General features: G+C 66.5%; 8 protein-coding genes. 6 read left to right on the plus strand and 2 right to left on the minus strand.

Annotation, left to right across the window (positions count from 1 at the left end):
• Nucleotides 1–336 precede the first annotated feature (336 nt).
• From AMD14_RS21110 to AMD14_RS21130, 5 genes are all read left to right on the plus strand, one after another.
• The gene (locus AMD14_RS21110) at nucleotides 337–864 is read left to right on the plus strand and encodes an RNA polymerase sigma factor (protein ID WP_003487342.1); all 528 of its coding nucleotides are present in this window, start codon (nucleotides 337–339) and stop codon (nucleotides 862–864) included.
• Between the two features lie 65 nt (nucleotides 865–929).
• Complete coding sequence (locus tag AMD14_RS21115; protein WP_230598913.1) at nucleotides 930–1,931, plus strand: FecR family protein; 1,002 nt, start codon at nucleotides 930–932, stop codon at nucleotides 1,929–1,931.
• Nucleotides 1,932–2,395: 464 nt separating this feature from the next.
• On the plus strand, nucleotides 2,396–5,281 hold the full coding sequence (locus AMD14_RS21120; RefSeq protein ID WP_015463733.1) for a TonB-dependent receptor: 2,886 nt from the start codon (nucleotides 2,396–2,398) through the stop codon (nucleotides 5,279–5,281).
• Nucleotides 5,282–5,362: 81 nt separating this feature from the next.
• Nucleotides 5,363–6,670, plus strand: a complete 1,308-nt coding sequence (locus AMD14_RS21125) for a histidine-type phosphatase (RefSeq protein ID WP_015471425.1) — start codon at nucleotides 5,363–5,365, stop codon at nucleotides 6,668–6,670.
• A gap of 70 nt (nucleotides 6,671–6,740) precedes the next feature.
• Nucleotides 6,741–8,045, plus strand: coding sequence for a jacalin-like lectin (locus AMD14_RS21130; RefSeq protein WP_015463735.1), 1,305 nt, complete (start codon nucleotides 6,741–6,743; stop codon nucleotides 8,043–8,045).
• A 648-nt stretch (nucleotides 8,046–8,693) separates the two neighbouring features.
• Here AMD14_RS21130 and AMD14_RS21135 read toward each other — a convergent pair.
• Nucleotides 8,694–9,428: a hypothetical protein gene (locus AMD14_RS21135; RefSeq protein WP_015471424.1), complete on the minus strand. Its 735-nt coding sequence runs from the start codon at nucleotides 9,426–9,428 to the stop codon at nucleotides 8,694–8,696.
• A 407-nt stretch (nucleotides 9,429–9,835) separates the two neighbouring features.
• The gene (locus AMD14_RS21140) at nucleotides 9,836–11,863 is read right to left on the minus strand and encodes a hypothetical protein (RefSeq protein ID WP_003487331.1); all 2,028 of its coding nucleotides are present in this window, start codon (nucleotides 11,861–11,863) and stop codon (nucleotides 9,836–9,838) included.
• A gap of 313 nt (nucleotides 11,864–12,176) precedes the next feature.
• Between AMD14_RS21140 and AMD14_RS21145 the strand changes: the two genes are divergently transcribed.
• Nucleotides 12,177–12,440, plus strand: coding sequence for a hypothetical protein (locus tag AMD14_RS21145; protein WP_040107697.1), 264 nt, complete (start codon nucleotides 12,177–12,179; stop codon nucleotides 12,438–12,440).
• Nucleotides 12,441–12,616 lie beyond the last annotated feature (176 nt).

A 12,616-nucleotide genomic window follows, 5' to 3' on the forward strand; every position in this document is an offset into this window, starting at 1 on the left:
CGCCTGCGTGGACACGCAGTATCCCGCATTGGCGCCAACGCGGAACGCGCAGCCGGTAACCAATTGGATTCCCGATCACCGCGCCCCCCACAGCGCGGAGGAGCCAGGCCGGCGACCAGGTGTCGCCGGCAGCCGGGTCCGCCTCGGGCACGCCCAGCCTGTCCCCCGGAAAGCGCGACCTCCGGACGCCGCGGTATCGGGTAGCGGCGGCTGCGTGGGCAAGCACAGGCCTGTGCCCGCCTGCGTGCCTGCCGCCACGTCATGGGCAGCAACCGCGTCACCGCGACGTCATACGACGCCGCTAGCCTGCGCCCCTGCAATCGGCCGGAGGTTGGGGTGTCGGCACATCCAAAGCGCGCCTGGGCACGTCTGTTCACCGAGCATGGCCCGGTGCTGCGCGGCTTCTTCGTGCGCCGCGGAGCAAACGAGGACGCCGAAGACCTGGTCCAGGAAACCTATCTGCGCCTGCTGCGTGCGCATCAGCAGCCGGGCCAGGCCATCGCCAACCCGGAAGCGTATCTCTATACCGTGGCGGTCAATCTGGCGCGCGAGCAGGCGGCGCGGCGCAGGCAGGCCCCGCTGCGCATCGAGGACATGGAACAGTTCGCCCAACGGCTGGTGGCCGGTGACGATGTCGAAGACAGCGCCCAGCGGCAACAGCGCCAGCAACGGCTGCAGACCGTACTGGCCGGGCTGCCCGAGCGCGTGCGTGCGGTGCTGGTGATGCAGTACCGCGACGGCCTGAGCTACAAACAGATCGCCGAACGTCTGGGTGTGTCCTCGCACATGGTCAAGAAATACGTGGTGCGCGGCCTGTCGGCCTGTCGATCGGCGCTGGCCGACGAGGGAGCGCAGTGGTGGTGAGCGTCGCGTCGCTGGCGGCGCGCCGCCTGACCGAGGAAGCGGCACACTGGCATGCGCTGCAACGCATGCAGCCGCTGGATGCCGACCAGCAGGCGCGTTTCATGGATTGGCTGACCGCCTCGCCGGCGCATGTGCGCGAATACCTGGCAGTGACGCAGGTGGCCGGTGCGCTCGGCGAGGCGCTGGATGCGATGGCGCTGGATGTCGAGGCGCTGCTGCAGGCCGAGCGCCAACGCGACACCGGGACGGCGCGCAACGTGGTGGCGCTGCCGTTGCCGCCGCGGCGTCCCGTCGCTGCAAGGGGAACCGCGCGATCGCGGTCGGCGGCACGCCGGTCGCACTGGCATGTCGGTCTGGCCGCCATGCTCGGTCTGCTGACCGTGCTCGGCGGCTGGGCCTGGCCGCGCACCACGACCTATGCGACCGCACATGGCGAACAACGCCGCGTGCAACTGGCCGACCGCAGCGTGGTGTTCCTCGATGCAGACACGCGCATCCAGGCCACCATGTCGCCGTGGTCGCGCCACCTGCAGTTGCTGCAGGGCCAGGCGAGCTTCGATGTCGCCCGGGATCGGCGTCCGTTGCAGGTCCGGGTGCTGGACCTGCGCGTGGAAGACATCGGCACCGCGTTCGACATTGCCCTGCATGGCCAGCAAGCACGCATCGACGTGTCTGCCGGTCGCGTGCATGTCTGGCGCGCCGACCGCCCGGCGCAGCCGATGCTGGCCAACCTGGGTGCAGGACAAAGCGCGCGCATCGATGGCGCCGGCCAGGTCGAGTTGAGCAATGAAGATGTCGCCACCATGCATGCGTGGCAGCAGCAGCGCATCGTCTTCCGCGACGAGCCGTTGCGCAACGTGGCCGAAGACTTCAATCGCCTCAATCGCATCCAGCTGCATATCGACGATGCGCGCGCCGGCGCGATGCGCCTGACCGGCAATCTGCGTAGCGACGATCTCGCCGGCCTGCGCGCGTTTCTCGCGCGGCAGCCCGGCCTGCGGCTCGAACAGCACGCCGATGCGCTGCACATCGTCAGCCATGCACCACCGGCGACCGCCAACCGGTAAGGCCCGCGGCCAACGCGACAGACGCGCTTGCGCTCACGTGCGTGCAGAAGTCAGCACTGCAGGCACCACCGCATTGCTCGGCATGTGCCTGCCGTGGGTCGGCACGCCGCGGCGGCGCACTTTCATGCCTGTTCGCATCGCAGATTCGCGCTGACGCATCTGCGCACCGAACGGCTGGCATCCGGGTTGGCGCAATGCGATCTAGGCGTGCGCATTGCGCTGCATGGTGCCGCGCAACGCAACGATCGACGCAATCGGCGATCGAACCGCCAACGTGCTGTTCGCCGGGCAACACGGGCCTGCATGCACTCCACGGCACGCGCACGCCAGCGCCCCTGCACGTGTCACAGAAAATTCATGGAAAAACGGTGCCCGACTCGGCTTGTCGCGCCTCGTAGATGGGTAGTCGCCGCATCGCCCCATGCGCGTGTGCGGCGCCCCTCTCCCTCTGCCTGGAAGTGACGATGCGCCGCTGCCTGTTCCTGTCCGTTGCCCTTGCCCTGCATGCCGGTGCTGCCGGCGCCCAAACGCCACCCGTCGCGGTCACTGCCATTCCCGCACAACCGCTGGCACGCGCGCTCAATACGCTGTCGCGCCAGACCGGTCTGCAATTCGTCTACGCGGCCAGCGTCGGCGCCGAGCGTCAGAGCCGTGGCACCACCGACGGCGCGGCACCCGAGCAGGCATTGCAACAACTGCTCGATGGCACCGGCCTGCGCTATCGCTATCTCACGCCCACCACGGTGACCATCGAACCGGACACCGCCACCAGCCAGGCGCCGGCTGCAGCGGTGCCGGCTGCGCCAAGCAGCACGCCGATCGCCGCCGGTGCACCGGTGCGCGAACTGGACAGCATCCAGGTGCTGGGCAGCTATGCCGGCAGCCTCAGCGCCGCGCTGCGCGAGAAGCGCTATGCCGACAGCGTGGTGGACGTGATCGCCGCCGAAGACATCGGCAAGCTGCCAGCGCAGAACGTGGCCGAAGCCCTGCAGCGCGTGCCGGGCGTGTCGATCGTGCGCGACCGCGGCGAAGGCGTGTACGTGCGCGTGCGCGGCCTGGGACCGAATTTCCAGGTAACCACGCTCAACGGCCAGACCATGGCGGTCAACGAGAACGTGCGCACCTCCGGCCAGACCGGCCGCCAGTTTCGCTACGACACCTTGCCGGCGGAACTGGTCTCCGGCCTGGACGTGATCAAGAGCCCCACCGCCGATCTGGACGAAGGCGCCATCGGCGGCATCGTCAACGTACGCACCTTCCGCCCGCTGGAACTGGGCAAGACCCTGCTCAACACCTCGCTGGAATCCAGCCAGGCGCAACGCACGCATGCCAACGATCCGCGCGTCTCCGGCCTGTTCAACTGGGTCAATGCCCAGGGCACCTTCGGCATGCTGGTGTCCGGCGCATATGCCCAGCGCAGCCTGCGCCAGGACCGCGTCAACGAAGTGAGCTGGGATTACTACCCCAATGGCGTGCCGGGTGCGCCGGGTGCGTCCTACCTGCCCACCGGCCTGCGCCCGACGCTGGAACTGGAGCAGCGCGAGCGCACCGGCGTGGCCGCCTCGTTGCAATGGCGCCCCAGTGCCGCCTGGGAAACCAATCTGGACCTGCTGTATGCCAGGCAGACGGTGCACTACGACGAATACAGCCTGGGCGTGGGCTTCGACGGTGTGTCCAAGATGAGCAACCTGCAAGTGGACCATGGCGGCGTGACCGGTTTCGACTATCGCAATGGCCAGGTGCAGGTCTCGCGCGAAACCTCCGGCATCACCGACGACAACCGCAGCGCGCGCCTGTCCAGTACCTGGAATGGCGATCTGTGGACGCTTGGCGCAGTGGCGTTCCACTCGCAGGCACACAGCTACGACTCCGACCCGATCCGCCGCACGCGGCTGCGCAGCGGCACCAACCTGTCGATGCGGGTGGAAATGCCGCAGGCCGACGACGACAACGTGCCGAACTGGAGCTTCACCAATGGCTTCGATCCGACCAACCCGGCCAGCGTCAACGGACGCCGGCTGGAATGGCGCGAAATCGATGCCCGCGACAAGGAAGACGCGCTGCAGCTGGACGCCAAGCGCACGCTCGGCGATGGCTGGCTGCGCGACATCAAGTTCGGCGCCAAGTACCGCGAGCGCTCGCGCACCTATGATCGTGCCGACCTGCTGCTCAACCGCATCGCCGGCGTGCGCTTTCCGGGCAGCTATTTCACCGCGCTGCCGGTGAGCGACATGCTGGTCGACGGCAAGGGCACGCTGCCACGGCAGTGGCTGGCGCCGATCGAAGCGCCGTTCTGGGGCGACTGGCCGACCGCCGCCGACCTCAGCGGCACGCCCAACAGCGCCGACCTGCAGAATTCCTACGAGGTGCGCGAGAAGATCGGCTCGGCGTATGCGATGACCGACTTCGGCGGCACCCTGGCCGGGCGCGATGTACGCGGCAATCTCGGCGTGCGCTTGGTGCGCACCGAGCAGACCACCGACGGCCATGCCGACCTCGACGGCGCCGCCCAGCCGGTGCATTTCGAGCGCAGCTACACCAACGCCTTGCCCTCGTTCAACGCCGCCTGGGACGTGCGCGATGACATGGTGCTGCGGACCTCCGCGGCCAAGGTGATCACCCGCCCGGATCTCACCGACCTCTCGTCCAAGCTGACCTTCAACTCCAGCGGCGAAGTGTTGACCGCCAGCGGCGGCAATCCGGCGCTGCGTCCGTTCGAGGCCTGGCAATACGACCTGACCTTCGAGTGGTACATCGACGGCACCTCCGCGCTGACTGGCGGCGTGTTCTACAAGGACATCTCCAGTTTCATCCAGACCCAGCTGTCGTATCTGGATTACCAGGGCCAGACCTACCTGCTTTCGTCCAAGACCAACGGCAGCCAGGCCAGCGTCAAGGGCGTGGAGCTGGCCTACCAGCAGGTGTTCACCGGCCTGCCGGCGCCGCTGGACGGTTTGGGCATGCAGCTCAACTACACCTTTACCGACAGCCAGGCGAGCTACCGCGACGGTACGCGCCGCTTCACCGACAGCCTGGAAGGCGTGGCCAAGAACACCTACAACGCCGTGCTGTTCTACGAGAAGGGCCCGCTGATGGCGCGCGCCAGCTACAGCTGGAGCGACAACATCGTCAACGCGGTGGGCACCGCCAATGTGGCCACGCTCAACAGCGATGCATTCGGCAGCCTGGATGCCAATGTCGCCTGGAAGGTCAACGACACCCTGTCGGTGTTCGTCAACGCCATCAATCTCACCGGCCAGGTGCAGCGGCAGTACGTCGGCGACCACCTGTTCGGCGGCTACACCGACTACGGCCGTACGTGGTCGCTGGGTCTGCGCGCGCGCTTCTGAGCGGGTTTGCATGCGCAGCTGGCGGTCGTCGCGCTGCGCCGATTGTTTCGCCTCTCCGCTTCACTCGTCATGGATCTGCCGATGCTTCTGCACTTTTGCCGCCGCGCTACCGCCCTACTCGGGCTCGGGCTCGCGCTCGTGCCGCTCACCCCTGCCCAGGCCACCGATGCGACGCCGGACACCCTGGAAAAAGTGGTGATCCTCAAACGCCACGGCGTGCGTGCGGCGATGTCCAGCCCCGAACGGCTGGGCCGCTATTCGCTGCATCCATGGCCGCATTTCGGCGTGCCGGCCGGTCACCTCACCGCCAACGGCGCGCAGCTGGAACGCCTGTTCGGCGACTACTACCGCGCGCACTACACCGCGCTTGGTCTGTTGAACGGCGATGGCTGCAACCAGGCCTATTACTGGGCCAACCGCACCCAACGCACCATTGCCTCGGCGCAAGCGCTGGCCAGCACACTGACGCCCGGCTGCGCCGACCCGGTGCATCACGTACCGACCGGCAGTTCCGATGTGTTGTTCGATGGCACCGCTGCGCTGCGCCAGCCCCAGGCGCGTGCGCGCATGCAGGCGGCCATTGCCGGCCGCATCGGTGGCGATGCGCAGGCTTGGAATGCGACCCAGAGCGATGCGCTCGATACGCTCGAACACCTGCTGCTGCAATGCGCGCAACGGCCGTGTCCCGCGCAGGCCGCGCCCGGCAAGCTGCGCCTGACCACGGTACCGGCCGGGCTGGACGATGCCGGGCCGTCGATTCCCGGTCTCGATGGCCCCGCCGCGGCTGCCTCGGGCATCACCGAAAGCCTGCTGATGGGCTGGGCCGATGGACAGGACTTCGCCGCGCTGGGTTGGCAAGGCCTGGACGAAGCCACGCTGCTGCGCGTGTTCGCCCCGCACCAGGCCGAGTTCGCGCTGCGGTTGCGCGCGCCGACCGTCGCTCGCCTGGCCAGCACCCCGCTGGCCGCACGCCTGCTGGCCACGCTGCAGCAAGGCAACGATGCACACGCCGAGGCCGATGCCATCGGCGGCGATGCGCGCCTGGTGGTGGTGTCCGGCCATGACGGCACCCTGACCTTGCTGGCCGGCATGTTCGATCTGCACTGGCAGTTGCCCGGCTATCAATCCGACCAGACCGTCCCCGGTGGCGCGCTGGTGTTCGAACGCTGGCGGCGTGCCGACGGTGAGCGCGTCATTCGCCTGCGCTACACCGCGCAGAGCCTGACGCAGCTGCGCGAACGGGTGCCATTGACGCTGCAGGCACCACCGCCGAGCGCAGCCATCTTCATTCCCGGCTGCAGCACCGCCACGCCGGCGTACGACTGCCCGCTGCCGCAGTTCGCCCGCATCGTCCAGGCCGCACTCGATCCGCTCGCCTTGGACCACTGAGCCCTCCATGCGACGCGCCGGGCCCGACGCGTCGCGTCCATCCGCTGTTCCCCAACCGCACGAGGTCATCATGCTTCAGCATCTTCGTTCTCTGCTCAGCGTCGGAATCGGTGCGACCCTGGCCTGCGCCGGTGTCGCCCACGCCCAATCCAGCGTCGGCGTCCTCGACGTACTCACCTATAACGTCGCCGGCCTGCCGGAGGGCATCTCCAGTAGCAACCCCGCCACCAATACGCCGCTGCTGGCACCGAAATTGGCGCCGTATGCGCTGGTTCACGTGCAGGAAGACTTCAACTACCACGCTGCGCTCTACGCCGGCGACAACCATCCCTACCGCACGCCCACCAGCGGCGGTGCCGCCATCGGCGATGGCCTCAACACGCTGAGCAACTATCCCTTCAACGACTTCACCCGGGTCAAGTGGGACAAGTGCAACGGCACCGATTGCCTCACGCCGAAGGGCTTCAGCTACATGCAGGTGCGGCTGGACAACGGAGTGCTGCTGGACGTCTACAACGCCCACCCCAATGCCGGTACCGAAACCGCCGACCTGGCCGCCCGCCGCGCCAACATCAGCCAGTTGTCGCAATTCATCGGCACCTGGTCGGCCGGTAACGCCGTGCTGGTGATGATGGACTCCAACACCCGCTACACCCGCAGCGAAGACAACATCCGCGAGCTGATCGCCAGCAACGACCTGATCGATCCGTGGGTGGAACTGATCAAGGGCACCGCCCCGGCCGCCGGCGCCGCACCGCTGCTGTGCGGCACGCCGCCGACCAACTCCTGCGAGGTGGTGGACAAGATCCTGTACCGCGCCGCGCCGCAGCTGACCCTGGCCGCCAACCGCTACCAGCTCGACCCAGGCAACTTCTACGACAGCGCCGGCAAGCCGCTATCGGATCACTATCCGCTGTACACGCAGTTCGGCTGGGCGGTGGGCGCCGATGTGCGCACCAGCGACAGCTTTGGCGGACCGCATGGCGTACCGTTCAACGACGTGGCCGGCGGCGCCCACCAGCGCCAACTGCGCAGCGTCACCCTGCGCGGCGCCGAACGCCTGGATGCGGTGGCCGCCAGCCTGGACAACGGCGCCACCCTGGCCCACGGCGGCAGCGGCGGAACCGCCACCAGCTTGGCCCTGCGCAGCGGCGAGACGCTCACCTCGGCCACCGTCACGCTTGGCCAGTACAACGGCCGCACCCGGTTGTTCTCGCTCAGCCTGACCACCAACCAGGGCCGCAGCATCGCCGCCGGCACCCCGACCAGCGAACGCTATACCCTCACCGCCCCCACCGGCTGGCATATCGCCGGCTTCACCGGCCGCGCCGGCGATGAAATCGACAAGCTGGGTGTGATCTATCGAAAGGATTGAGCGCGGCGGATTTATCCATTGCAACGGAGCGGCGTCGGTTCGGCGCCGCTTTTTGTGTGCGGCAATCACGGCGAGGTTGCGGCCGGCATTCTTGCAGCTCGCGATGACGCACTTCTGCAATGCCGCGCAATTGCGTGTCACCCAACGACACATGCTCCACGCGTGCAGGCGCTTTCAATGGCGTGCAGTTCCGGCGTTACATCCAAGATCGCACAGTACCGCAGGCGCTGGCGTTTTCTGGGGACAGCTATGCGCTGACGGTTGGCGGTATTGGCGCGGCAAGGAAACGGGGTTTCAGCAGGTTGCGAACATTGTCAATCGTGGTTCTGTCTGCAGCGAGCTCCAGGCCATCAAGCTAGGCAAGACGCTGGAGCGCGATCGGCCACAGCAATTGCGGCGATGGAACGCCTAGCGGCGCTGGACGATCCGGGACGGTATGACTGACGTATCAGGAAGATTCCAACGATGAACTCGATTGTCCATCCGCTGCCGGCTGAAATAGCGATGATGTTCTGAGTACCAACGCGTGCGACTGCAAGCGTGAATGTTCTTCAGCATCCCCTCGATCACGCACGAGCGAGCGAGCGACCATCCATGCGATGCTGCGCGCAAGGGCTTCCCTGCGCGCAGCAAAACACGTCATCGTCCTCAGCCCTTGGCCGCCTCGCAGAGCTTGCGATTGAACCAGGTGGACTTGGCGATGGGCAGGTATGCATCCCAGTCGCTGGGCGGCAACATCGTGCTGTCCTTGTCCATCTCCGCCTGGAACGACGCCTCGTCGCGGCTGCGACCGGCCATGGTCTGATCCAGTGCCGCCAGGCATTCTTGCGGGCGGTTCAGCCGCAGCAGGGTGAGCGCGCGGTCGTTGGCGAAACGGTCGCGATCGAGCCAGTTGAGGAACTCGCCGCACTCGCCCGCGAACGCCTGCATGCCGGCAAGTGCTTCGCTATAGCGCTTGCCACGATAATCCCGCAGGTACGCCTCACGTCGTCGGCTGCTGGCCGCGGAGGTGCAGCCGGCAGGCAACTGCAGATAGTCGCCTTCGAAGCTGGCGCGCATGCCGCAGTAATCCCGGCAGCTGTCTGGCGTCAGTGCGGCGATGCTGAAGCCACCTGCCACCGGCTTGAACGCGAGCTTGCACGGCGTGTCGCTGGCATCGCTCACTTCCGCCGTGTCGCCTCGCAGCGTGCCCTCCAAGGAACAGGTGTGGCCGTTGGCACCCACCGCAAGCATCTCGAAGTGGCGCGCCCCACCCTTGTCGCCGACCTGCAGGCTGCCCCAGCCTTGCTTGGTGCCGTATTCGCCGGGCGTCGGACCGGCCGCCATCGCGCCGAAAGCCGCCAGCCACACCAGTATCCCGCTCCATCCATATCGCCGTGCCATTGCTTCGTCCTGTGTTCGACCAAGCGGCAAGTGTGCGGCATCGCGGCGACGCCAGGCGAGTGTCGCGCTGGCGCTGGCTCGGCGGTGCGTCCCACCGCCGCTGTCCCGAGCCGATTATCTCGCGTGGCAATCCGCGCACGCCCGTATGTTGCTATCGCCGCCGACGCGCGCACGCTCAGTGCATGGCTGCGGCGCTGCGCTCATGCTGCGATGTGCGTTCGCGTGCATCGGCTGCAGACCATCAAACCCAGCAGTGCGAGCACCGAGATCTCCTGCGCCGATCCACCCAGATGGTGATGTCGATAACACGCTCGCCCTGCCGCTGCTCGGCAAACATCGCCACACCCCATCAGCGCAGGCCCAACACCCGCCGCGCCGCAATGACGTGGCGGGTGCCTGGATGCGAATCAGGCCTCCAGCAGCGGCGACGGCGCGGCGCTCCTGTCGTCCTGTGCAATCAGGAAGGCCGCCCCAGCGCTGGTCGAGGCTACGTAGGCCAGCACGTCCATCGTCGTCTGGTAGGCCCAGATCGCGAAGCTGGTGATCAGTTCTGCCGCCACCGTCGCACCGGCGCTCGCCGCACCGCCCAGCACTTTGGTCAGGATGGTGACCAGCGCCATCGACAGCGCCCACCACCCGGCCATACTCAGCACCAGCCGCAGCAACGGCATGAACACGCCGGCTTCGTACACGGCCACCAACACCGTCAGCAGCGCGCCGGCCGACGCGGTCCGGTTGTTGCCGACCGTGGCGACCAACCCGTTGATCGCGCGCATGACGCTGGGATAGCCCTCGAGCAACCGGTAGACGCCAGGGCCGAGCCTGTCGGCATTGCCGATCAACGGCCCCAGACCAATCGCCAGGAAGCACCCGCCGGTCAGATCCCAGATCACCTTGACCAGCGCCAGATTCAGATCCTCGGTGGACAGGTCACCGCCCACAAACGCCTTGAGATGGTTGTCCAGTCCGGCCTGGGTGGGGTTGAACAGGAAACTGAAGCAGGTGGAAAAATCCGGGCTGTAGTTCCCGCTGCCCACGATCGCGTTATTGGCGTCCACCGCCACGAACGGCGCACCGCCGGCGATACCCAGGTTCAAGGCGCCATTGGACTGCAGCGACGGCACCAGATTGGCCGCGTTCTGCGCACTGCCGCCGGCATGCAAGGTACCGTCGGCGGCCAATTGCACGTAGCTGCCGTCGCTGCAGCGCAGCTGCACGATCGGCGAGCCGGCCGCACCTGGAATCGACAAGGTGAAGGTCTCCGCTGCAGCGCTGGACGCGGCGCTGGCGACGATCTGCTGGTTCGCGCCCACCTGCCAGAAACCGCCGGCCGCGGCGCTGAGCTTGATCTCGTCGCCGGTGGCGAACAGCCCCGCCATCGACACGAAGTTCTGGTCGATCGCAAACGCCGGTTCCGGGCGGGTCAGCGCGACCGGTTGCCCTTCGCGCACCACGGTGCTGGAGATCGCCGCCGACCCCCAGCTGTAAACGGCGACGAAGGATTTGGCGACATTCGGCCAGCTATCGCCGAAGGTGGCGTTGTTGGCCGTGATGTTCAATGCCTGACCGCTGACCAGCCCGGCGACCTTGGCAGTCACATCGCTGCGCCCGTAACTGGCCGCGATGATGTTCAGCGCAGCCGGATCCACCGGCGGCGTGTATGCAGGCGTGGACGCGGTGTAGTCGATGGTGAGCGTACCGCCCTCCTGGATGATGGAAGATTGCGGCGCGTAGTCGGCGTATTGGAATACCACGCACAGCGTCTTTGCGTTACCGGGCCAGCCATCGCCGAACACCGCATTGGATGCCGGCAGGCTCACGTGGCGCTGCCTGACATTGGCCTGCAGGATACCGGTCACATCCTGCAGGCCCCAGAAGGCGCTGAGCACCTGCAGGTGCGGACGATACCTCAAGGCATAGGGGCTGCCTTCCACCACGATGTCGATGAACGGAACCTGCCCCGTGTAGCTGGCCACCACCACCAGGGTCTTGACGTTGTTCGGCCAGGTATCGGTAAAGGTCGCGTTGTTGGCAGTGATATCGAGCGTCTGGTCGCTCTGCTGCACCAGACCCTGCACCTTGGCGGTCACATCCACCGGACCGTAGCTCGCGCCCCAGATCGTGAGCACGGGCCCGGTGGCGGCGATATCGCCTGCCTGCGCGTCGGCCTGCGCGAACTCGGTCGCCCCGACGCTCAGCGTGGCCCCCTCCTTCGCCGCCACGGTGCGCGTTGCACCATCGTCGTAGCGGTAGACCACTGTCAGCACCTTGGCATGATTTGGCCAGGTGTCGGTAAAGGTCGCATTGTTGGCCGCCACCGATAGCGTCTGCGGGGCGGCATTGCGGTTGACCAATGCCGCCACCTGCGCGGTGACGTCCTTCAATCCATACGTTGCGGCCACGATGTTGAGAACGCCGCTGCTCGAAATGTTCATGCTTTTTTCCCGTGAGGTGATGGTCGGTACCAACCGTACCGGGCCTGCGCAAGCGAACCCGACAGAACGTCTCAGTCGTCCGGCATGCGGAGCACTGCATCACTCAAGCCAGGACTCGGAAGCAGGTCTGTCACGCTGCTCGATCCACTTCCCGATCCCGTTCAACCGGGACGACCAGTGTCGGGTTGGCTTCTCACGTGAACCTGCGCCCGTTCGTTTGGGTGACATCACCGGAAGCACCCCGATCGTGCCCGGACGGAGTACTGAACGTTCGTGATCAGTTCTGCCCGGCCGAGCCATTCTGACGCCGTCCGTGATCGTGCCGATCGCCCTTTGGACCTCCGCGCACCTCCGGTTTGGTCCGGCTGTCATGATTGCCCTGGTGATCGCGGCCAGTCAGGACTTTGCGTGCTGCCGCTTTTTCGCTTGCCTGTGCGGCAAGCGCGGATTTCTGGACAACCACGCTCTGCTGCGCCACCACCGTTGCGCCATCACATTTGCGATGACGCTGGTCGGATGGATTCACCGGCTTGGTGACCAATCCCAAGGCGGGCTTCTTGCAGACGCTGCATACTAGTTCAACCATACATCACCTCGTCTTTCGTGAGAGATCCCGGAAGCAGCTGAAGTGGCGCAGTCGCACCGGAGACACGAAATGTCGGCCATCCGTTTGACGTTCGCGACATTCATTCGCCCAATACACCGGGCGCATATCAAGTCCACGAATGCAGCACTTTTTTATGCGGCCTAATG

The sequence above is a fragment of the Xanthomonas citri pv. citri genome (assembly GCF_000961215.1).
GTDB lineage: Bacteria > Pseudomonadota > Gammaproteobacteria > Xanthomonadales > Xanthomonadaceae > Xanthomonas > Xanthomonas cissicola.